The organism is Aeromonas sp. PrichA-15 (assembly GCF_017939245.1).
Taxonomy (GTDB): domain Bacteria; phylum Pseudomonadota; class Gammaproteobacteria; order Enterobacterales; family Aeromonadaceae; genus Aeromonas; species Aeromonas caviae.
On sequence record NZ_JAGKRH010000008.1, the window covers coordinates 25,828 to 46,555 of the forward strand.

The 20,728-nt window shown below is 63.7% G+C and carries 20 protein-coding genes; 9 read left to right on the forward strand and 11 right to left on the reverse strand.

Features of this window, described 5'->3' with window-relative positions; genetic code table 11:
• The first annotated feature begins 62 nt into the window (after nt 1-62).
• The 3 genes from J9889_RS02000 to J9889_RS02010 all read left to right on the forward strand — a co-directional run bounded on the left by J9889_RS02000 (nt 63) and on the right by J9889_RS02010 (nt 3,576).
• Nucleotides 63-1,580: a YifB family Mg chelatase-like AAA ATPase gene (locus J9889_RS02000; protein WP_210555888.1), complete on the forward strand. Its 1,518-nt coding sequence runs from the start codon at nt 63-65 to the stop codon at nt 1,578-1,580.
• Nucleotides 1,581-1,712: 132 nt separating this feature from the next.
• Complete coding sequence (locus J9889_RS02005; RefSeq protein ID WP_210555889.1) at nt 1,713-2,612, forward strand: acyltransferase; 900 nt, start codon at nt 1,713-1,715, stop codon at nt 2,610-2,612.
• 7 nt (nt 2,613-2,619) lie between these two features.
• Nucleotides 2,620-3,576, forward strand: a complete 957-nt coding sequence (locus tag J9889_RS02010; RefSeq protein ID WP_210555890.1) for an acyltransferase — start codon at nt 2,620-2,622, stop codon at nt 3,574-3,576.
• On the opposite strand, the gene J9889_RS02015 is transcribed toward J9889_RS02010, so the two are convergent.
• Complete coding sequence (locus J9889_RS02015; protein WP_029314879.1) at nt 3,522-4,007, reverse strand: DUF523 domain-containing protein; 486 nt, start codon at nt 4,005-4,007, stop codon at nt 3,522-3,524. The two genes, J9889_RS02010 and J9889_RS02015, sit on opposite strands and share 55 nt — an antisense overlap.
• 76 nt (nt 4,008-4,083) lie before the next feature.
• On the reverse strand, nt 4,084-4,734 hold the full coding sequence (locus tag J9889_RS02020; protein ID WP_029314880.1) for a DNA mismatch repair protein MutT: 651 nt from the start codon (nt 4,732-4,734) through the stop codon (nt 4,084-4,086).
• Nucleotides 4,735-4,808: 74 nt separating this feature from the next.
• On the opposite strand from J9889_RS02020, the gene J9889_RS02025 reads away from it, so the two are divergent.
• The 5 genes from J9889_RS02025 to phnE all read left to right on the forward strand — a co-directional run bounded on the left by J9889_RS02025 (nt 4,809) and on the right by phnE (nt 9,887).
• Nucleotides 4,809-5,444: a nicotinamidase gene (locus J9889_RS02025; RefSeq protein ID WP_119197178.1), complete on the forward strand. Its 636-nt coding sequence runs from the start codon at nt 4,809-4,811 to the stop codon at nt 5,442-5,444.
• Between the two features lies 1 nt (nt 5,445).
• On the forward strand, nt 5,446-6,624 hold the full coding sequence (pncB, locus tag J9889_RS02030) for a nicotinate phosphoribosyltransferase (RefSeq protein WP_104452104.1): 1,179 nt from the start codon (nt 5,446-5,448) through the stop codon (nt 6,622-6,624).
• Nucleotides 6,625-6,748: 124 nt separating this feature from the next.
• Complete coding sequence (locus tag J9889_RS02035) at nt 6,749-7,594, forward strand: putative selenate ABC transporter substrate-binding protein (RefSeq protein WP_043153390.1); 846 nt, start codon at nt 6,749-6,751, stop codon at nt 7,592-7,594.
• Nucleotides 7,591-8,352, forward strand: a complete 762-nt coding sequence (locus tag J9889_RS02040) for an ATP-binding cassette domain-containing protein (protein WP_043153387.1) — start codon at nt 7,591-7,593, stop codon at nt 8,350-8,352. The genes J9889_RS02035 and J9889_RS02040 overlap by 4 nt, the downstream gene beginning before the upstream one ends.
• Nucleotides 8,340-9,887 (forward strand): phosphonate ABC transporter, permease protein PhnE, encoded by a 1,548-nt coding sequence (phnE, locus tag J9889_RS02045; RefSeq protein ID WP_109112443.1) that lies wholly within the window; start codon nt 8,340-8,342, stop codon nt 9,885-9,887. The genes J9889_RS02040 and phnE overlap by 13 nt, the downstream gene beginning before the upstream one ends.
• Before the next feature lie 80 nt (nt 9,888-9,967).
• Here phnE and J9889_RS02050 read toward each other — a convergent pair whose 3' ends face one another.
• The 9 genes from J9889_RS02050 to rph form a co-directional block, all read right to left on the reverse strand.
• Nucleotides 9,968-10,576 carry a thiol:disulfide interchange protein DsbA/DsbL gene (locus J9889_RS02050; protein WP_053287991.1) on the reverse strand — a complete coding sequence of 203 codons (609 nt, stop codon included), beginning with the start codon at nt 10,574-10,576 and terminating at the stop codon, nt 9,968-9,970.
• A 209-nt stretch (nt 10,577-10,785) separates the two neighbouring features.
• Nucleotides 10,786-11,775: a serine/threonine protein kinase gene (locus J9889_RS02055; RefSeq protein ID WP_039039688.1), complete on the reverse strand. Its 990-nt coding sequence runs from the start codon at nt 11,773-11,775 to the stop codon at nt 10,786-10,788.
• A gap of 74 nt (nt 11,776-11,849) precedes the next feature.
• A complete protein-coding gene (gene ccoG, locus J9889_RS02060) occupies nt 11,850-13,298 on the reverse strand; it encodes a cytochrome c oxidase accessory protein CcoG (protein ID WP_010676097.1) in 1,449 nt (482 codons plus the stop codon).
• 197 nt (nt 13,299-13,495) lie between these two features.
• Nucleotides 13,496-13,759, reverse strand: coding sequence for a YihD family protein (locus tag J9889_RS02065; protein ID WP_010676098.1), 264 nt, complete (start codon nt 13,757-13,759; stop codon nt 13,496-13,498).
• 30 nt (nt 13,760-13,789) lie between these two features.
• Entirely contained in the window at nt 13,790-14,944 is a 1,155-nt protein-coding gene (locus tag J9889_RS02070; RefSeq protein WP_210555891.1) for a diguanylate cyclase, read from the reverse strand.
• A gap of 153 nt (nt 14,945-15,097) precedes the next feature.
• Complete coding sequence (gene cueR, locus J9889_RS02075) at nt 15,098-15,487, reverse strand: Cu(I)-responsive transcriptional regulator (protein ID WP_010676100.1); 390 nt, start codon at nt 15,485-15,487, stop codon at nt 15,098-15,100.
• On the reverse strand, nt 15,484-17,913 hold the full coding sequence (locus J9889_RS02080; RefSeq protein WP_210555892.1) for a heavy metal translocating P-type ATPase: 2,430 nt from the start codon (nt 17,911-17,913) through the stop codon (nt 15,484-15,486). The genes cueR and J9889_RS02080 overlap by 4 nt, the downstream gene beginning before the upstream one ends.
• Before the next feature lie 179 nt (nt 17,914-18,092).
• Nucleotides 18,093-18,746 carry an orotate phosphoribosyltransferase gene (gene pyrE, locus J9889_RS02085; RefSeq protein ID WP_210555893.1) on the reverse strand — a complete coding sequence of 218 codons (654 nt, stop codon included), beginning with the start codon at nt 18,744-18,746 and terminating at the stop codon, nt 18,093-18,095.
• A 75-nt stretch (nt 18,747-18,821) separates the two neighbouring features.
• On the reverse strand, nt 18,822-19,538 hold the full coding sequence (gene rph, locus J9889_RS02090) for a ribonuclease PH (RefSeq protein WP_010676103.1): 717 nt from the start codon (nt 19,536-19,538) through the stop codon (nt 18,822-18,824).
• 146 nt (nt 19,539-19,684) lie between these two features.
• Between rph and J9889_RS02095 the strand changes: the two genes are divergently transcribed.
• The gene (locus tag J9889_RS02095; RefSeq protein ID WP_010676104.1) at nt 19,685-20,548 is read left to right on the forward strand and encodes a YicC/YloC family endoribonuclease; all 864 of its coding nucleotides are present in this window, start codon (nt 19,685-19,687) and stop codon (nt 20,546-20,548) included.
• Nucleotides 20,549-20,728 lie beyond the last annotated feature (180 nt).

A 20,728-nucleotide genomic window follows, 5' to 3' on the forward strand; every position in this document is an offset into this window, starting at 1 on the left:
TGGAACAAAAAACTAATAAAAAACGGTTAACCAGCATATACATCAAACCAAGGACGGTATTTATGTCATTAGCTGTTGTTTATAGCCGTGCCATCCTGGGGATAGCGGCGCCGCAAGTCACGGTGGAAGTGCACCTCTCCAACGGCCTGCCCGCCTTCAACATGGTGGGGTTGCCGGAAACCTCGGTGAAAGAGTCGCGGGATCGGGTGCGCAGCGCCCTTCTCAACGGCAATTTCGAATTTCCGGCCAAGCACATCACGGTCAACCTGGCCCCTGCGGATCTGCCCAAAGAGGGGGGCCGCTTCGACCTGGCCATCGCTATCGGCATTCTCGCCGCATCCAAGCAGATACCCGCAAAATACCTGCTCGATCACGAATTTTTAGGGGAATTGGCCCTGACGGGCGAGATCCGCCCCGTGCTTGGGGTGCTCCCCTCGGTGCTCGCCTGCCGCGACGCGGGGCGCACCCTGCTGGTCCCACGGGAGAACGGTCCGGAGGCTTCCCTCATACAGGATGCTGAGGTGCGCACCGCCCACCAGCTGCTGGCGGTCACCGCCTGGCTGGCGGGCCAGTACGAACTGCCGCTGCCGGAACCCCAGAGCGCGGAGACCCTGCCCGACGTGCCGGATCTGCAGGACGTGATCGGTCAGTCCCAGGCGAAGCGGGCGCTGGAGATCGCCGCAGCCGGCAGCCACAACCTGCTGTTTATCGGCCCCCCCGGCACCGGCAAGAGCATGCTGGCCAGCCGTCTGCCCGGCATTCTGCCACCGCTGAGCGAACAGGAGGCGCAGCAGACCGCCGCCATCCACTCCATCGGCGGCCTCACCCCCCGCGCCGGCCACTGGCACCACAGGCCGTATCGCACGCCCCATCACAGCGCCTCGGCGGTGGCGCTGGTGGGCGGGGGTACCCATCCCAGGCCTGGCGAAATTTCCCTCGCCCACAACGGGGTCCTGTTTCTGGATGAACTGCCGGAGTTCGAGCGCAAGGTGCTCGATTCCCTTCGCGAGCCGCTGGAGACCGGGCACATCACCATCAGTCGTGCCGCCCGCCAGGTGGATTTTCCCGCCCGCTTCCAGCTGGTGGGTGCCATGAATCCCAGCCCCTGCGGCCATTATGGCGACGGCCAGACCCGCTCCAGCCCGGATCAGATCCTGCGCTATCTGGGCAAGCTCTCCGGCCCCTTTCTCGATCGGTTCGATCTGACGGTAGAGGTCCCGCTCTTGCCCAGGGGGAGCCTGACCGGCAAGGCGGAGCGGGGGGAATCGAGCCAGCAGATACGCGAACGGGTGCTGGGGGCGCGAGAGCGCATGCTGAGTCGCAGCGGAAAACTCAACAACCTGCTGGATAGTCGTGAAATCGAAGATGTTTGCAGATTATCGCCACAGGATGCCGAGTTTCTGGAAGGTGCCATCCAGAAGCTGGGGCTCAGCATCCGGGCCTGGCACCGCATCCTGCGGGTATCACGCACCATCGCCGATCTGGCGGGGCACGCCACCATCGAGAGAGCGCATCTGATCGAAGCCCTGGGCTATCGTGCCATGGACAGGCTGTTGTCACGGCTGCGCGGGGGCCAGTGAGCGGGGGAACGGCAGCAGCCACCTCCCGACCCGGAAAGGGCGCCACCATGGTCTAGTCGTAGGCCGGCTGATATTATGGCAACAGATCTGACCACTTGGTTGCCATCCACCGATACGAAGACGGATTCCACCATGCCCAACAAGCTGATAGAGCGACTGCGCGGCAGCCTCTCGACCCTGCTCTATTTCATCAACACCCTGTTCTGGTTTGTCCCCGTCCTGCTGCTTGGCCTCATCAAGCTGCTGCTGCCCTTCAAGGGGGCGCGACGTCTCTGCAACACACTCCTGGACGGCTGCGCCACCCACTGGATAGGTTTTAACAATCTGATCCAGAAAACCATCATCAACACCCCTTTCGATGTGGTCGGAGTGGACAAAGGGCGCCGGAATGAGTGGTATATGGTGATTGCCAACCACCAATCCTGGGTCGACATATTGGTATTGCAGCGGATTTTTAATCAAAAAATCCCCTTCCTGAAGTTTTTCCTCAAGAAAGAACTGATTTGGGTACCTTTTCTCGGTCTGGCCTGGTGGGCGCTGGATTTCCCATTCATGCGGCGTTATTCCCGAAAATTTCTGGAAAAGCACCCGCATCTGAGGGGAAAAGACATAGAAACCACGCGCAAGGCGTGTGCCCGTTTCCGCCATATGCCGGTGAGTGTGATGAACTTCGCGGAAGGGACCCGCTTCACCGTCGGCAAGCACGACAGGCAAGGGGCACCCTATCGTCATCTGCTGCACCCGAGAGCAGGGGGCATCGCCTTCACCCTGGCGGCCATGGGGGATCAACTGCACAAGCTGGTGGATGTGACCATCGCCTATCCCGGCGGCGTCCCCAGCTACTGGGACTTCATGTGCGGTCGGGTCAAGGAGATCAAGGTTCGGGTCCGCTTTCTGCCGATCGAACGCAATCTGGTGGGGGATTACTTCAATGACCCCGAGTTCCAACAAGAGTTTCAACAGTGGTTGAACGGGATCTGGCACGAGAAGGACCAGACCCTGGATAAGCTGCTGGCGGACAAGACGCAGTAAGACACTCATGCCAAACCTGCTCCCGGGCCCCCTGGTGCTGTTCATCAGCGCCGGCCTGACCATACTGTTTACCGCCCTGTGTGCCAGCCTGATCCTGCTGGTTTCTCTGGCCAAACTGCTGCTGCCCGTGCCGGCCTTTGGTCGCGCCTGCAGCCGGCTCAACAATCGCTTCATGGGCCTGTGGCTCGGTTGCAACGCCCTGGTGATCCGCCTCACTACCCGCATAGACTGGCAGATTGAGGACAATACCCGGCTGCGCAAGGATGGCTGGTATCTCATTATCAGCAACCACATGAGCTGGACCGATATCGTGGTGCTCGGCCACCTGTTTCGCAATCGTCTGCCGGTGCCCAAGTTCTTCATGAAGCACGAGCTCATTTACATCCCGCTGCTGGGGCTCGCGTGCTGGGGGCTGGACATGCCCTTTATGCGCCGCTACTCGAGAGAGTTTCTGTTAAGAAATCCGCATCTGCGAGGCAAGGATATCGAGACCACCCGCAGCGCCTGCGAGAAGTTTCGCCACATTCCCACCACCGTCATCAACTTCGTGGAGGGGACCCGTTTCACCGATCAGAAGCGCGAGGCCGCCCGCTCCCGCTATCGCCATCTCATGCCCCCCAAGGCGGCAGGACTCGCCTTTACCCTGGCAGCCATGGGCGATCAGTTCGACAGCCTGATCAACGTCACCATCAGCTACCCGGACAACCCCGACACCCCCTTCAAGGATTTCCTGATGGGGAGGATGAAGCGCATCCGGGTGCGGATCGAGGAGCTGCCGGTGGACGAGCAACTGGTGGGGGATTACTTCAACGACAAGCAGTTCAAACGCGGTTTCCAGGAGTGGCTGAATGCACGCTGGAAGGAAAAAGACGAGGTGCTGGCGCAGTGGCAGGCGGCCGATGCGGCGGCTCAGACCGATCCGCAGGCAGCCAAGGCGAGCGCCGAGGCTAGCTCGGGCAGCTGATCCTCGCTGAACACCGCGATGCCATGGCGGCGCAGCAAAGCCGTGGTCTTGCCCTCTCCCGCCAGTGAAACCCCTTCGAAGCGGCCATTGTAGATGCGACCGCTGCCGCAGGAGGGGCTCCCCTCCTTCAGAAGGGCGAAGCGAATGTCCTGCTGCTGACAGAGGGCCAGCGCAAGGGCGGCGCCCCGATCGAACTCGGCCGTCACATCCAGCCCGCTTTCGGTGACCACCCGCTCCCCCTGGCGCTCGGCAGGGGGGCGTGGCGTCGGCAGGCCACCCGCCACCTCGGGGCAGAAGGCCAGTGCCCGCCCCTCGGCTCCCAGCGCCTGCAGCCAGTCGCTGACAATCCCCTTGCTCTGGCCGTCGTAACGCACTGGCTGCCCCAGCAGACAGGCGCTCACCAGCACCTTGTGCATTCCCGTCTCTCCCATGCTTTCACTTCCTGTGTGAGGTGCCAGTGCACCAGACCCGCTATGGGGCGACAATCCGGCTTTCGCAGACATCGGCTTATGCTTCCGCACCGTGCATCACCTGATCGAACATGACGCAACAGGGGGTCTCCAGCCGATAGAGGATGGCGGGACGTTGCTTGCCGGTGCGCTTGCGCCCTGTGTCCACCAGGATGTCGGCACGGTGGAGCCGCTTGCGAAATGCGGCCGTGTTCATGGGGGTCTGCAGGACGATCTCGAACGCCCGTTGCACCTCGGAGAGGGTGAATTCTGCCCCCAGCAGATGCAACGGCAGGGTGCTGTAACGGCTCTTGATGCGCAGCCGCTCCAGCCCCATGGCGACCAGCTTGCCGTGATCGAAGGCGAGTTGCAGGCCGGGCAGATCGTCCAGAGGATGCCAGCGACCGCGCACCGCCCCCCCATCGGGATCCGCCAGACAGAGATAGACGAGGGTGGTGGACCAGCCGCGGGGATCCCGCTCCAGGTTGCCGAGGGTACAGACCTGCTCGCTGTAGCAGTGCTCCAGCCCCCACTCTGCCAGCAGGCGATGGCGAGCCGCGTCCAGATCCCGATCCCGGGTCTCGTCGATGCGCAGGGCCGGCAACTGCCAGCAGTGGGCAAAGGGGGGGCGATCCCGGGTCTCGAGAAGCAGTTCGAGCCGCTCCTCGCGCAACCGCAGCACCACCATATCCAGACTCATTCTCGGCATCCTGGTCGACCTGCTCGCCTTCTAATAATGTTTGGTAGATAATATCACAAGAATATTATGTGAAGGAGCCATCCATGGGAATCATCGCCAGCCTGGATATTGATGCGCAGAAGGGATTCACTCCCCTCTGCCCGAACGAGCTGCCCGTCGCTGGCGGGGATACCATAGTGGCGGCGCTCAATGCCCAGGCTGCCCTCGCCACCCTGCGAGTCGGCAGCAAGGACGCCCACCCCGCGAACGCTGCCTGGGTCGTGAGCGAGCCGGCCGCCATGCTGCAACCGCTGGATCTGCCCAACGCCGACCTCACCTGGCCGGCCCATTGCGTGCCGGGCACCCCTGGCTTCGAGCTGCTCGACGGCCTGCCCGCCCCCATCGACTACGACTTCTTCGTCTGGAAGGGGGTCGAGCCGGATCTGCACCCCTATGGCGCCTGCTACCACGACCTCGCCGAGCGTCGCAGCACCGGGCTTATCGAGTTCCTGCAGGCCCGCGGCGTCGCGACCGTGCTGGTCGGCGGCCTCGCCACCGACTACTGCGTCAAGACCAGCGTGCTGCAACTGCTCCGCGCCGGCTTCCGGGTCATCGTCCACCTCGATGCCTGCCGCGGCATCGCCCCCGAGACAATCGACCAGGCCCGCACCCGGATGATCGAGGCCGGCGCCGAGCTGGCCCAGACCCTGGCCGATGTACAACGCCTGCTGGACGCCTGATATGCCCCCGATCCTCAACAGCCTGCTCGACACCGATGCCTACAAGCTGCACATGCAGCAGGCTGTGTTCCATCGCTACCCGGATGCCGAGGTGGTGGCCGAATTCCACAGCCGCAACGAAGAGGATCTGCTGCCCATGATGGGCGAGATCGAGGAACAACTGCGCCTCGCCGGCTCCCTGCGGCTGACCCGACCCGAGCTCGATTTTCTGGCCGAGCGCCCCTTCTTCACCCCGGATTATCTGGATCACCTGCGCCGCAAGCCGCTGGATGCCTCCCTGCTCAAGGTGTTCGAGCAGGATGGCCGCATCAATGTGCGGGTCGAAGGGCCCTGGCAGGACGTCATCCTGTGGGAGATCCCGGTGCTCGCCATCATCAGCGAGATGCGCAACCGCTTCCGCTACCCCCAGTTCGGCGTCAGCCAGGCACTGGAGCGGCTCGACCAGAAGATCGACAAGCTGGAACGGGAGCTGAGCCGGGAGGAGATGACCGAGTTCAACCTCATCGACTTCGGCACCCGCCGCCGCTTCTCCCATGCGGTGCAGGATGCCGTGGTGGGCCGCCTCCAGGATCGGCTGCCGGCGTTTCGCGGCACCAGCAACTACCAGCTGGCCCAGAAATACCGGCTGCCGGCGGTGGGCACCCAGGCCCACGAGTGGTTCCAGGCTCACCAGCAACTCGGCTTCCCGCTGGAACTCAGCCAGCGCGCGGCCCTCACCAGCTGGCTGGACGAGTTCACCAACCACCTCGGCATCGCCCTGACCGACTGCATCACCATGGATGCCTTCCTGCGCGACTTCGACTTCGAGCTGGCGAGCCGATATCAGGGGTTGCGCCACGACTCCGGTGACCCCGTGGTCTGGGGCGAGAAGGCCATCAGCCACTACCAGCGCCTCGGTATCGATCCCGCCACCAAGACGCTGGTCTTCTCCGACGGCCTCGACCTCGACAAGGCAGTCCGGCTGTTCCGCCACTTCAGTGGTCGCATCAACACCAGCTTCGGCATCGGCACCAAGCTCACCTGCGATCTGCCAGGCGTCACCCCGATGAACATCGTCTTCAAGCTGATGGAGTGCAACGGCGGCCCGGTCGCCAAGATCTCCGACAGCCCGGGCAAGACCCTGTGCCGGGACGCGGACTTCATCCGCAACCTCAAGCAGGCCTTCCACGTCGGGGTATAAGACGCCTTTTTGAGTGTCCCATCTTGCGCACTGCGCCGATGGCCCCCTACCATGACTCACCTGAAAGGTCCGGCCCCCGTCGGACCTTTCGCTTGTTCGAACGCCAGACCACAAGGAACCACTCATGACCTCCAGATGGATATTCGCCCTCACCACCCTGCTCGCCAGCCTGAGCGCCGTCGCCGCCGAACCGCTGCGGGTCTCCGCCATCCCGGACGAAGCCCCCACCGAGCTGCAGCGCAAGTTTGCCCCCCTGGGTGACTACCTGGCCGAGAAAACAGGCCGCGAGGTGGTGTTCGTGCCGGTCAACGACTACGCCGCCGTGGTCGAGGCGCTGGCCGCCGGCAAGCTGGACATGGCCTGGCTCGGGGGCTTCACCTATGTGCAGGCACACCGCCGTGCCGACAAGGTGGTACCCCTGGTGCAGCGTCAGGAAGATGCCCAGTTCACCTCCAAGTTCATCGCCAATGCCGACAGCGGCATCAAGACCCTGGCCGACACCAAGGGCAAGGACTTCGCGTTCGGCTCCCCCTCCTCCACCTCCGGTCACCTGATGCCACGCCACTTCCTGGCCGAGCAGGGCATCAACCCGGAACGTGACTTCGCCCACGTCGCCTTCTCCGGCGCCCACGACGCCACCGTCGCCTGGGTCGCCTCCGGCAAGGTGCCGGCCGGTGCGCTCAACGCCTCCGTGTGGGAGAAACTGGTGGAAGAGGGCAAGGTCGACACCACCAAGGTCAAGGTGATCTGGACCACCCCGACCTACTTTGACTACAACTGGACAGTACGCGGTGATATGGATCCGGCCCTGCAAGAGAAGATCAAGCAAGCCTTCCTCAGCCTGGATCCGGCGGTGCCCGCCCAGGCCGAGATCCTCAAGCTGCAACGCGCTACCCGCTTCATCGAGACCAAGCCCGAGAATTACCTGGGCATCGAAGCCGCCGCCACCCAGGCCGGCCTGCTGAAGTGATCGCCGTCGCGCTGGACGGGGAAGGATTGCGGCTCGGCCAGAGCCGCATCCTGCAGCCGTTCAACCTGCAGATAACGGCAGGCGAGTGCGTGGCCATCATAGGGCCGAGCGGCGCGGGCAAGACCAGCCTGCTGCGGCTGCTCGGCACCGAGCTGCGCGGCGAAGGCAGGCTCACCCTCTGGGACCAGGATCCCTGGACCCTCTCCACCCGGGACCGCCAGCGGCTGCGCAGCCGGATCGGCATGGTCTGGCAGCAACCGCCGCTGCCCGCCTCCCAGCAGGTGGTGACCGCCGTGCTGGCCGGCCGGCTCGGTCAGTGGTCCCTCGGCCGTTCCTTACTCTCCCTGCTGCGCCCCTGCGACCCCGAAGGCGCGCTAGCCGAGCTGGCGCGCCTCGGCCTCGCCGACAAGTGGCAACAGCGCTGCGGCGAGCTCTCCGGTGGCCAGTTGCAGCGGGTCGGCATCGCACGGGTGCTCTATCAGCAGCCGGATCTGATCCTGGCGGACGAGCCCGTCTCCGCCCTCGATCCCGTGCTCGCCCAAGGCAGCCTGGATGCCCTGCTGGCACAGGCCCGCGCCCGGGGCAGCACACTCATCGCCAACCTGCATGCGGTCGAGCTGGCGCTCGGCCGTTTCCCCCGCATCATCGGCCTGCGGGAGGGGCGAGTGCTGTTCGACTGTCCGGCGGCGGCCGTCACCCCGGCCATGCTGGCCGAGCTCTACGCCGGTGATGACGAGGCGGCGGCGTGTTCAATTTGACTAGCCGCTGGCGCCATCCCCTGCCCTGGTTGCTGCTGCTCATCGGCTACAGCCTGTGGCAACAGGCCGACGGCTGGCTCGGCCTGTTCGACGGCCAGAGCTGGCGGCAGATGGGCAACTTCCTCGCCACCAGCTGGCCGCCCCGCATGGATCGGGACTTCCTCGTCCTGACCCTGACCGCGACCCTGGAGAGTCTGGCGGTGGCGACATTGGGACTGGCGGGCGCCCTGCTGCTCGGCGTGCCGTTCGCCCTGCTCGGCTCCCGCGCCCTGTCGCTGGCCGAACTGGGGCCGGTGCCCAGCCCGCTGCGCGGCGCCTTGCGGGCCCTCTCGCGCCTCGTCGCCATCGTGCTGCGCAGCCTGCCCGAGCTCATCTGGGCGCTGCTGTTCGTGCGTCTGTCGGGGCTCGGGCCGCTCGCCGCCATCCTGGCCATCGCCGTCAGCTACGGCGGCATGCTGGCCAAGGTCTACAACGAGATCATGGAGAGCGGTGCCCTGCAACCGGCCCGCGCCCTGCTGCTGGGCGGTAGCGGCCGGCTGCAGGCGCTCTGGTACGGCGTGCTGCCTGCGGTGCGTCAGGAACTGCTCTCCTACACCGTCTACCGCTGGGAGTGCGCCCTGCGCGCCTCCGTCATCATGGGCTTCGTCGGCGCCGGCGGGCTCGGTCAGCAGCTCGAACTCTCCCTGCGCATGTTTGCCGGTGGCGAGGTGGTGACCCTGCTGCTGGCCTTCATCCTGCTGGTGACGCTCGCGGATGGCCTCAGCGCCTGGCTGCGCCACAGCCGCTCCCCCGGCCTGCTGTTGCTGATCTGCCTGGGGCTGGCCGCTGTCCTCGCGCTGTATCAGCTCGACTGGCGCATGCTGAGCTTCTCACTGGGGGGCCTGGGCACCTTCCTGGGGGAGTTTTTGCGACCGGACTGGTCATGGCCCTTCCTCAAGACAGTGGCTATGGGCCTGCTCGATACGGTGCAGATGGCGCTGCTAAGCACCCTCTTCAGCGCCCTGCTGGCCCTGCCGCTGGCCTGCCTCGCGCGCCACTGCTGGCCGCTGCGGCTGCTGTTCAACCTGCTGCGCTCCGTGCCCGAACTCATCTTCGCCAGCCTGCTGGTGATCGCGGTCGGACTGGGGCCGGTGGCGGGCATACTGGCGCTGACCCTGCACACCACCGGGGTGCTGGCGCGGTTGTTCGTGGAGACCCTGGAGAACGCGGATCCCGCCCCTCGCCTCGCCTTGCAGCTGAGCGGGGCCGGCCCTACGGCCTGCTTCTGGTACGGGGTGTTCCCCCTGGTGGCGCGCCAGTGGCTGGCCTACAGCCTCTATCGCGGCGAGATGAACCTGAGGGCCGCCACCATACTCGGCGTGGTTGGCGCCGGCGGCCTGGGACAGCAGCTCTATGTCTCGCTCAGCCTGTTCCGCTACGACCAGACCGCCACCCTGCTGCTGGCCATACTGCTGCTGGTCTGGCTGGCGGAGGCCCTCAGCCGCCGCACCCGTTTGCCTCGCCCGGCCCCCAGCCAGCGGGATTGCCAGATCTGAGGCCCGCCTTACATGGCCCTGATAAACAAAAAGCCCGCCGGTTTGCACCGGCGGGCCTTTTTTCACGAGGTCAGTCTGGATCAGTCTTTCTTCGCCAGCAGGAATTGCACCAGCTGGTTGAACTGTTCCTGGGAGGTGATGGATTCGATTTTCACCATGTACTTGCCGTTCACCAGGAAGGCCGGCACGCCGCGCACGTTGTAGCTCTCGGTGTTGCGGTCGAACTGGGAGACCATGCCGGAGACGGCGAAGCTGTCGACAGCACCGTCGAACTCCTCGGCCGGCACGCCGTTGTCCACGAAGATCTGCTTCACGTCACCACGGCTCTGGGGGATCTGGCGCTGGGTGTGGATCTTGTCGAAGATGGCCGGGGTCAGCTTGCCTTCCACGTTCAGCAGATTGGCGACGGCGTAGGCACGCTGCATCTCGGGACCCATTTCACGGCCCAGGAAGGCCACCGGGTTCTTCTTCATCGGCACGCCTTCCGGCAGGCTCTTCTTCAGATCCTCGGCAATCGGCTCGAACTTGGCGCAGTGCGGGCAGAAATAGGAGAAGAACTCCATCACTTCCGGCTGGGCGCTGCCGGTCTGGCTGACCACGTCATAGTTGACACCTTCCTTGAATTGCGGGGCGGCGTGAACCATGGGGATCATCAGCATGGCAGCGAGGAAAAATAGTACTTTTTTCATGACGTTTCCTGTTAAGGGATCACTGTGAGGCACGCCCGGCGAACCGAAGCAGTCCAAGCCTATTGCCTCACCCTCGTGCCGTCAATGGCAAAGGCAGACAGGCGGGACCGCCATCCCGCCTCCCACGGGCACCTTGCCGCTGTGGCAATGGTGCGGGCGACACCACCAGCGGACGCCCCGTGGCGTGGCGATCTGCCGGGTTCACGCCCCTACCACTGCGGCATCAGGCTGAGCGGCGGGGCCTTCAATGCCTCGAGCTGATCATGCAGGGTCGCAATCTGCTGGCGCCAGTAGTGTTCGGTGTTGAACCAGGAGAAGTGGCGGGGGAAGGCGGGATCTTCCCAGCGTCTTGCCAGCCAGGCCATGTAGTGGACGATGCGCATGGCACGCAGCGGCTCGATGAGCGCCAGCTCCCGCGGGTCGAACTCCATGAACTCCTCATACCCCGCCAGCAGGGTATCGAGCTGGATCTGCTGCTCATGACGCTCCCCGTTCAGCATCATCCAGAGATCCTGGATGGCGGGGCCGGTGCGGCAATCGTCGAGGTCGACAAACAGGGGGCCGTCACGCCACAGGATGTTGCCCGGGTGGCAGTCCCCATGCAGGGAGATGCGCGCCACGTCCAGGGTCATGGCGTCGCATACGTGCCGGATCAGCTCGTCCAGCACCCCGAAGAAGGACTTGGCCAGCCCGCTCGGCAACCACTCGCCTGCCGCCAGCAACTGACGCGGCTCGTGCAGCATGCTCTCCACATCCAGCGGAACCCGGTGATGAAAGGCATGGCTGGCACCGACGCTGTGAATGCGACCGAGGTAACGCCCCACCCACTCCAGCTGGTCCAGGTTGTCCACCTCGAACTGACGCCCCCCGACGCTCTGCCAGATGGCAAACGGGTAGCCCTGATGCTCCAGCAGGGTCTCGCCGGCAAAGGCAATGGGAGCGGCGACCGGGATCTCAGCTTCACAGAGGCGAGCGGCAAACGCGTGCTCTTCTAGGATCTGTGCCCGGCTCCAGCGACCGGGGCGGTAGAACTTCACCACGTAGCGACGGCGATCCTCATCCTGGAACTGATAGACGCGGTTCTCGTAACTGTTGAGCTCGATAAGGCCGGAGTCGATGCGCAAGCCGCTGAGATCGATGGCATCCATGATGAGATCGGGATTGAGGTCGGAATAGTTGAAACGCATGTCATCCACCATAGAAAAGGGGCGCTGTTGCGCCCCATTCTATCACCACTGTCTGCCGTTTCCGTGCATGGCGGTGCGCCTTGCCGTCACAACCTGCTGATAAACTTGCTCGGTTGGCGCAAGGTCCCCTTGCTGTCATCCGGCGCCGCGCCTTCCCGCTTGAGCACGAACTGGACGTCCAGAGTGGGGCGCTTCAGGTTGAAGGGATCCACCGCCAGGCTCACCGGCAGGGTATAGATCTCGCCCGCCTTCAGTGTCACCTCGCGGGGTCCGAACCACTGGTACTCCGGCAGCCCTTCCACGTCCAGCCGGTAGGTCTGGGAGTTCAGGGTCTTGTTGAGGATCTTCAGGGTATAGGTGTTCTCGATGAGCCCCTCGCTGTTTTCCCGGAACAGCTGGTTGCGATCCCGCAGGATGTCGAGCCCCATGGGCATGATGGACATGGCGTTATAGACGAAAACCCCCAGCATGACGACCATCACCAGGCCATAGCCAATCAGCTTGGGCCGCGCCACCTGGGTTTCACTGTGGGCCAGCTTGTGCTCGGTGGTGTAACTGATGAGCCCTTTCGGATACCCCATCCGCTCCATGGTCTGGTCGCAGGCGTCGACACAGGCGCCGCAGTTGATGCACTCGTACTGCAGACCGTCACGGATGTCGATGCCGGTCGGGCAGACCTGCACGCAGAGGTCGCAGTCGATGCAGTCCCCCAGCCCCAGAGCCTTGGGATCGGCCTTGCGACCACGGGCACCGCGGGTCTCGCCACGCTGGCTGTCATAGCCGACGATGTAGGTGTCCTTGTCGAACATGGCGGACTGGAAGCGGGCATAGGGGCACATGTGGATACACATGATGGCGCGCATCCAGCCGGCGTTGCCATAGGTGCAGGCGGCAAAGAACAGCACCCAGAAGATAACCCAGCCTCCCGCCTGCAGGGTGAAGAAATCGGGCACCAGGTGGAAGACATCCTGGAAGTAGGCGACGAAGGTCAGCCCCGTGCCCAGCGACAGCAGGATCCAGGCCAGGTGCTTGGCGCCCTTCCGGGCCAGCTTCTCGCCGCTCCAGGGCGCCGCATCCAGCTTGCGACGCTTGTTGGCGGCCCCTTCCAGCTTCTCCTCGAACCAGATGAACAGGAAGGTCCACACCGTCTGGGGACAGAGGTAGCCGCACCAGACCCGGCCCAGGAAGGTGGTCACAAAGAAGAGGGCGAAGGCCGCGATCATGAAGACCCAGGCCAGCAGGGTGAGATCCTGCGGCCAGATGGTGGCACCGAAGATATGGAACTGCTGGTGCTCCAGATCGAACAGCACCGCCTGACGGCCGTCATAACGCAGCCAGGGCAGGAGGACAAAGAGCGCGACGAAGAACCAGCCCATGGCCTTGCGCACCCGCTGCCAGTAGCCGGTCTGGGAGCGGACATAGATGCGGTTGCCGGGGTTGAACCTGTCATCTCCCGCCTTGAAGGTGTTGGGATTGAAAGTCCCGGTGACGTCACCGGTCACATCCTTGATGTCGATCTTGTCCTTGTCGGCCATTGCAACACATCGCTCCACTCATATTGTTATGAAAGCGATTATATCTTAAACAACCTGCTAATTGTGTGGGTTAAATGTATCTATAGTTCGAGTCCCGTCGCAATTTCAGGCAACAAAAAAGGCCCATAGCCAGTTGACTATGCGCCTTTTCACAGATTCTCTTGAAACCTTTCTCTGATGGCGATGTGACGGCCGGATTACTTGATGCCGCGGGCCTTGAGCAGGGCTTCCTTGAAGTCGGGCACGTGATCCTTGGCCAGCCCCGGGATCATCGCCTGCTTGTCGGATTCCCGCATCTTGAGGTGGTAGATCAGCATGTCGTCGGTCAGTGCGGACAGGGGACCGTCAAATCCCGCCTCCTCGGCCAGTTTGGCAACAAACTGCACCAGGCTGAGATCCTGCTCCTTGATCCAGGCAGGCTGCAGCAGTTCCAGCAGCTCTTCGATACGATGACATTGCATAGACGACCTCTTTAATCTGTCTTGTGAAACTCAGGCAACCTTACCCATCAAGGCTACTTCGATACGATCCCGGCCATTATGCTTGGCCTGATAGAGCGCCGCATCCGCTTTCTGGATAAGCTCGGCAATGGAGTGATGCTGATCCGGCACCAGGGTCGCCACCCCGAAGCTGCAACTGACCCGCCCCGAGACCCGGGATTTGTGGTGGGGAATGCCGAGGGCTCGCAACGAGGTACGCACCTGCTCGGCGATCTGCATGGCCCCCTGCAAGGTGGTGCAGGGCAGCAGCAGGGCGAACTCCTCTCCGCCGTAACGGGCAGCGAGATCGTCTTCCCGCCGCAGCACTTCGGCCAGCAGGCTCGCCACCTGTTGCAGGCACTGGTCCCCCACCTGGTGACCATAGTGATCATTGAACTGCTTGAAGTAGTCCACATCCACCAGCACCAGAGAGAGAGGCGCCCTGGCCCGGTGACAGCGACGCCAGGCGCGCGCCAGGGAGTCGTCGAGATGGGCCCGGTTGGCGATGCCGGTCAGACCGTCGAGGCGGGACGTGAGCTTGAGGTGCTCGGAGACCGCCTTCAGCTCGGCCACCAGATCCGCATTTGAAAAACTGTGGTAGAGAGAGGCCACCTGATCCCGCCGCAGGCGCCGCAGCAGGGTCGGCAGAAAGACGAACAGATATCCCGCCAGCATGCAGGAGACGATACGCTCCTGGGTGTTGCCGCCACTGAGCTCGAACAACATGGCAAACCCGAGGGGCAGCACGGCCCCATAGAGGGTACGACGGCTGCCGAACAGCATGATGGCGCTGCCGGTCAGGATCAGGCTGGAGAGCATCATCATGGCGGCACGATAGGTGTCGGGCAGCTTGTCCATGTAGAGAAGCACGCCCAGTGCCCAGATGATGGAGGTGATGGTCACCCCGACAAAGAGCTCGCACTCGAGCACCGGCAGCGGAAGCTCCGCCAGCCTGGGCTGGCGCCAGCGCAAATGCCACCAGCGCCCCAGCAACAGCAGCAGGACCAGACCGAGCCAGCCCAGCGACTCGCTGGCCGGCAGGTAATCGTGGAACAGCAGGCTCCAGCTGATCGCCAGCAGCCCCAGGCAAGGCAGGCTGAAGGAGGCGTGGGTATAGAGCTGGACCATGATGGCCCGCCGCACCTGATATTTCACACTCTGTGTCAACTGGGTACTCCCTGTACAAGAGCCGCACAGTTTAACACTCCCCTTTCCTGCTCAACAATCAATCGACCGCTATTAAGCTGCCACTCAGCGCGTCCTCTCCCGTACAGGCCCCGACAGACCCTTTTCTGCAGGGTCGAAAGGCGCAGCCCTCCCTCACCCTTTCTCCAGCTCGTCGAGGATGGGGCACTGGGGATTCGCATCTCCGTGACAGCAGCTCACCACCTCCTCGAGGGCGCTGAGCATGGCTTGCAAACCGGCGATGCGGGAGCGCAGATCGACGATTTTCTCCTGGGCCAGCTTCTTCACCTGGGCACTGGTTCTGTGCTCGTCCCGATAGAGCGCCAGCAGCTCCTGACACTCCTCCAGATTGAAGCCGGTCTCCCGCGCCCGCTTGACGAAGCGCAGCTCCCGTAGGGAGGCATCCGTATAACTGCGATACCCGTTGTCGCTGCGCACTGGCGACGAGATGAGGCCGATGCTCTCGTAGTAGCGGATGGTCTTGGCGGTCAGGCCGGTGGCCTTGGCGACCTTGCTGATGTTCATGAATGACTCCTTTGGGATTCAGATGCACGCAGGCTGCCCGCCCGGGGCTGCCAGCGCTTCAATAACAGGGAATTGCTCAAGACGGTGATGCTGCTCAGGGCCATGGCCGCCCCCGCCAGTTCCGGGCTGAGGTAACCCAGTGCCGCCAGCGGAATGCCGATGATGTTGAACACGAAGGCCCAGAACAGGTTCTGCTGGATGGTGCGCCAGGTGGCCGCCGAGATGTCGATGGCATCGGCCACCAGCCGCGGGTCGGATCGCATGAGGGTGATGGAGGCGGTCTCCATCGCCACGTCGGAGCCGGAGCCCATGGCGATACCCACATCCGCCGCCGCCAGCGCCGGGGCGTCGTTTACCCCGTCTCCCACCATGGCGACCAGCCCGCTGGTTTGCGCCCGCAGCGCCTCCACTTTCTCCACCTTGCCGGCTGGCAGCACGGAGTCAAAGGCCCCGTCCAGCCCCAGCTTGGCGGCGATATGGGCCACCGGCGCCGGCGCATCACCGCTCACCAGCCAGCTGGCGATGCCGCGCTGGCGCAGGGTGGCGATGGCATCCGGACTCTCCGGGCGCAGGGTATCGGCCAGCGCCGCAATGCCAGCCACCACGCCGTCGATGGCCACCCAGACCCGGGTCGCGCCGTCGGCAGGCTGTTTATCCTGCGCGGGCACCTCAATGCCGAGCTGGGCCAGCAAAGAGCCATTGCCGATGGTGACCGTATGACCGGCGACCTGACCGACAATACCGGCACCGACCCGCACCTCCACCGCCTCCGGCTGGGGCAGCGTAGTCTCCTTGTCGACCGCCTCGCGCATGGCCAGTGCCAGCGGGTGTTCACTCGCCTGCTGCAGGGCGGCAGCGAGGCACAGTTGCTCGTCGTTGCCGCTCCAGCTGGCCAGCACGGGCCTGCCCTGAGTGAGCGTACCTGTCTTGTCGAAGATCAACGCCTTGATGGCGTGGGCCTTCTGCAGGGTATCCACGTCTTTTATCAGAATGCCGTGGCGCGCCGCCACCCCGGTACCGGTGACGATGGCCGCCGGTGTCGCCAGCCCCAGCGCACAGGGGCAGGCGATCACCAGCACGGCCACCGCCGCCAGCAGCGCCTGACCGAAGTCGTTACTGATGGCGTACCACACCAGCAGGGTGAACAGGGCGATGGCCATCACCACCGGCACGAACACGGCGGAGACCTTGTCCACCAGCTGTTGCAGCGGCGCCTTGCCCATCTGGGCGTTCTCCACCAGTGCGATGATCTTGCTGAGGCTGGAGTCCTCCCCCACCGTAGTGGCTTCAATTTCCAGCACGCCGGAGCGGTTGATGGCGCCGCCCAGCACCTTGTCGCCCTCACCGCGCGGCACCGGCAGGCTCTCGCCGGTGAGGATCGACTCGTCCAGCTCACTCTCACCGCTCACGATTCTGCCGTCCACCGGCACCCGCTCCCCCACCAGCACCTGCAGCCTGTCGCCGCGCAGCACCTCGTCGATGGCGACGATCTGCCAGCGCTCGCCGCGCCAGACGGTGGCGGTTTCCGGCCGCAGCGCCATCAGTTCGCGAATGGCGGACTGGGTGCTGCGTCTGGCTCGCGCTTCCAGCAGTTTTCCGAGGGAAATCAGGGTAATGATGATGGCACTCGCCTCGAAGTAGAGTTGGCCACTGGCGGCCACCCCCAGATTAAGCAGCAGATAGAGGCTGTAGAAGTAGGCCGCACTGGTACCGGTCGCCACCAGCACATCCATATTGGCGGAGCGGTTCTTGATGGCGAGCCAGGCGCCGCGATAGAAGCGGGCCCCGATCCAGAACTGCACCGGGGTGGCGAGCACCAGCTCCAGCCAGGCGGGCAGATGCCAGGGCAGCAGACCGGCCATGGCCAGCATCCCCACCAGCAGCGGCAGGGTAAGCAAAGCCGAGACGATGACCCGGGTTTGCGCCTGACGGGCGCTGGCGGCCTCCTGCGCTTCCCGCTCCAGCAACTGCTGGCGGCGGCCGCTGGCCGAGCCTTGCGCCAGTTGGGCGCCAAAACCGAGGGCCTCGATCTGCTCGCGCAGGGCCGCGGGCGTCTGCATCCCGGGTACCAGCACGATACGAGCCTGCTCGATGGAGAAGTTGACGTCGGCGGAGATGACGCCGGGCAGCGCCGCCAGCATCTTGTTCAGGCGGGCCGAGCAACCGGCACAGGTCATACCGGTGATTTGAAACAGGATGGTCTCACTGCCGTAGTCATAACCCTGCGCCTGGATGCTCTCCAGTACCGCCGGCAGACGGTCGGGGCTGGTCAGCTCGATGGCCGCCTGCTCCAGCGCAAAGTTGACGGTGGCCGATACCCCGTCGAGCTTGTTGAGGGCGGTCGTGATGCGGCCGGCGCAGTTGGCGCAGCTCATGCCGCTGAGCGGCAACTGCAGATGAATGGGTGATTGAAGATGAGTGGTCATGTTGTTCCTCCCAGGAACCCGTCGGCACCACAAAACGCCGACTGGCAAACCCTAACCTTTACTGTAAGGGTAAGCTCAAGCCACATGATCCACTTTTTGCAGATGAAAAAACGGCGCCCGTTTGCTGCCAGAGAACAAACGAGCGCCGCCTTCAGCTATTGCGCGGTGGGCGCGGTGATTCAGATACCGTACTGGGCGCGGTAAGCCTTCATGGCGGCCAGTTGCGCCGCCAGCTCCGGCTGTTCGGCCTGCTTCTCTTCCAGATACTGGATCAGATCGCTCATCTGGATGATGGCGATGATGTGGGCGCCGTAGTCACGCTCCACCTCCTGAATGGCGGAAAGCTCCCCCTTACCCTTCTCCTGGCGATCCAGGGCGATCAGCACCCCTGCCAGGGAGGCGCCATTGGCCTGGATCAGATCCATGGATTCGCGGATGGCGGTGCCGGCGGTGATGACGTCGTCCACCAGCATGATGCGCCCCTTGAGCGGGCTGCCCACCAGGTTGCCGCCCTCGCCGTGATCCTTGGTCTCCTTGCGGTTGAAACACCAGGGCACGTCCACGTCGTGCTGCTCCACCAGCTGCACCGCGGTGGCGGAGGCGATGGGGATCCCCTTGTAGGCCGGGCCAAACAGCACATCAAACTCGATACCGGCATCCATCAGGGCGGCGGCGTAGAAGCGGCCGAGACGGGCCAGATCGCGGCCGCTGTTGAACAGGCCGGCGTTGAAGAAGTAGGGGCTTTTACGACCGGATTTCAGGGTAAATTCACCGAATTTGAGGACCTGTTTCTCCAGGGCGAACTCGATAAATTGACGCTGGTAGGCTTTCATTCTGGCTCCTTGCTTGGCTTGTCGTTGTCTTGTGTGGGGGTATAAAAAAACGCGGTCAATGCCGCGTTTTTAAAATCATGCAAGCGACTGCTTCTGCAGCGCAATGATGTCGGCGATGCCGCCCTTGGCGAGCGCCAGCATGGCCAGCAGCTCCTCGTGGGTGAAGGGTTCGGCCTCCGCGGTGCCCTGCACCTCGATGATGCGACCATCTTCGGTCATCACCACGTTCATGTCGGTCTCGGCGGCGGAGTCTTCGATGTACTCCAGATCGCAGATTGCCTCCCCTTCGAACATGCCGACGGAGACGGCTGCGATCATCTGCTTGAGCGGGCTCTGTTTGATCAGCCCCTTCTCCACCATCCAGTTCAGCGCATCCACCAGCGCCACGCAGGCCCCGGTGATGGCGGCGGTGCGGGTACCACCGTCGGCTTGCAACACGTCGCAGTCAACGGTAATGGTGTGCTCGCCCAGGGCACTCAAGTCCACCGCCGCGCGCAGGGAGCGGGCGATCAGACGGGAGATCTCCAGGGTACGGCCGCTCTGCTTGCCGGAGGCCGCTTCGCGGTTCATCCGGGAGTGGGTGGAGCGCGGCAGCATGCCGTACTCGGCAGTGACCCACCCCTGCCCCTTGCCTTTGAGGAAGCGCGGCACGCTGGTGTCGACGCTGGCGGTGCAGAGCACGCGGGTGTGGCCGAATTCCACCAGCACGGACCCTTCAGCATGCTTGGTGAAGTGGCGGGTGATGGTTACCGGACGCACCTGGGCGGCGCTGCGATCGCTGGGACGGGACATGGGACTGACCTCTGGGCTGGCTGAATTGGCGCAGGAGTATAAGCGATCGCTACTCAAATATCAGCCGCTAAAACCACCTCGTCGGCTGACGGAGCAGGCCTGGCTGAGTATACTGGCCGCACACTTCATCAAGCCCGGAACAATCAATGATTCACAGCATGACCGCCTACGCCCGCAAGGAACTCAAGGGCGACTGGGGCACAGCCGTTTGGGAAATTCGTTCGGTCAACCAGCGCTATCTGGAGACCTACATTCGCCTGCCGGAACAACTGCGCAGCCTGGAGCCGGTTCTGCGTGAGCGCTTCCGCGCCAAGCTGCAGCGCGGCAAGGTGGAGTGCAACCTGCGCTTCGAGGCCGCCCAGGCCGCCGCCAGCCAGCTGCACATCAATGAAGAGCTGGCCAAACTCATCATCGAGAGCGCCAACTGGGTGATGAAAGAGGCGGGCCAGGGTCAGCTCAACCCGGTGGACGTGCTGCGCTGGCCGGGCGTGATGGCTGCCGCCGAGCAGGACATGGACGTGGTCGCCACCGAGCTGATGGCCGGCTTCGACCTGACCATGGAAGACTTCCTCGCCTCCCGCGCCAGCGAAGGGGCCAACCTCAAGGCGCTGATCGAACAGCGTCTGGCCGGCATTCAGGTAGAAGTGAAGAAGGTGCGGGAGCACCTGCCGCAGATCATCGAGTGGCAGCGCCAGAAGCTCACCGACCGCCTGGCCGAGGCCAAAGTGGAGCTGGATCCTGCCCGCATCGAGCAGGAGATCGTGCTGCTGGCCCAGAAGATCGACGTGGCCGAAGAGCTGGATCGCCTGGAGATGCACATCAGCGAAACCAACAAGATCATGAAGAAGGGTGGCGCCTGCGGCCGTCGCCTCGACTTCATGATGCAGGAGTTCAACCGCGAGTCGAACACGCTGGGCTCCAAGTCGATCAACGCCGAGGTGACCCAGTCCGCCGTCGAGTTGAAAGTGCTCATCGAGCAGATGCGCGAGCAGATCCAGAACATCGAGTGATCTCCCTCATCGATGCACCAGCCCCCGCCACCCGGGCAATGCTGATCAGTTAAGGATCCATTGACCGATCCTTCTGCTGTAGGACAATCCGGAACCAATCACTGGTTCCGGATTTTTTATGTCTATTGCAAACGATCTGAACGATGTTGTTGAGGCATCTGGCGACATGCTGGCTCGGTT

What these genes read in the sequence shown, in the direction of transcription:
- J9889_RS02000 (WP_210555888.1), top strand. Translation starts at nt 63, where the DNA reads ATGTCATTAGCTGTTGTTTATAGCCGTGCCATCCTGGGGATAGCGGCG.
- J9889_RS02065 (WP_010676098.1), bottom strand. Translation starts at nt 13,759, where the DNA reads ATGCAATGTCATCGTATCGAAGAGCTGCTGGAACTGCTGCAGCCTGCC.
- rph (WP_010676103.1), bottom strand. Translation starts at nt 19,538, where the DNA reads ATGTCCCGTCCCAGCGATCGCAGCGCCGCCCAGGTGCGTCCGGTAACC.
- J9889_RS02035 (WP_043153390.1), top strand. Translation starts at nt 6,749, where the DNA reads ATGACCTCCAGATGGATATTCGCCCTCACCACCCTGCTCGCCAGCCTG.
- J9889_RS02025 (WP_119197178.1), top strand. Translation starts at nt 4,809, where the DNA reads ATGGGAATCATCGCCAGCCTGGATATTGATGCGCAGAAGGGATTCACT.
- J9889_RS02055 (WP_039039688.1), bottom strand. Translation starts at nt 11,775, where the DNA reads ATGGTGGATGACATGCGTTTCAACTATTCCGACCTCAATCCCGATCTC.
- cueR (WP_010676100.1), bottom strand. Translation starts at nt 15,487, where the DNA reads ATGAACATCAGCAAGGTCGCCAAGGCCACCGGCCTGACCGCCAAGACC.
- J9889_RS02015 (WP_029314879.1), bottom strand. Translation starts at nt 4,007, where the DNA reads ATGGGAGAGACGGGAATGCACAAGGTGCTGGTGAGCGCCTGTCTGCTG.
- pncB (WP_104452104.1), top strand. Translation starts at nt 5,446, where the DNA reads ATGCCCCCGATCCTCAACAGCCTGCTCGACACCGATGCCTACAAGCTG.
- J9889_RS02020 (WP_029314880.1), bottom strand. Translation starts at nt 4,734, where the DNA reads ATGCCGAGAATGAGTCTGGATATGGTGGTGCTGCGGTTGCGCGAGGAG.
- J9889_RS02095 (WP_010676104.1), top strand. Translation starts at nt 19,685, where the DNA reads ATGATTCACAGCATGACCGCCTACGCCCGCAAGGAACTCAAGGGCGAC.
- J9889_RS02005 (WP_210555889.1), top strand. Translation starts at nt 1,713, where the DNA reads ATGCCCAACAAGCTGATAGAGCGACTGCGCGGCAGCCTCTCGACCCTG.
- J9889_RS02010 (WP_210555890.1), top strand. Translation starts at nt 2,620, where the DNA reads ATGCCAAACCTGCTCCCGGGCCCCCTGGTGCTGTTCATCAGCGCCGGC.
- J9889_RS02050 (WP_053287991.1), bottom strand. Translation starts at nt 10,576, where the DNA reads ATGAAAAAAGTACTATTTTTCCTCGCTGCCATGCTGATGATCCCCATG.
- pyrE (WP_210555893.1), bottom strand. Translation starts at nt 18,746, where the DNA reads ATGAAAGCCTACCAGCGTCAATTTATCGAGTTCGCCCTGGAGAAACAG.
- ccoG (WP_010676097.1), bottom strand. Translation starts at nt 13,298, where the DNA reads ATGGCCGACAAGGACAAGATCGACATCAAGGATGTGACCGGTGACGTC.
- J9889_RS02080 (WP_210555892.1), bottom strand. Translation starts at nt 17,913, where the DNA reads ATGACCACTCATCTTCAATCACCCATTCATCTGCAGTTGCCGCTCAGC.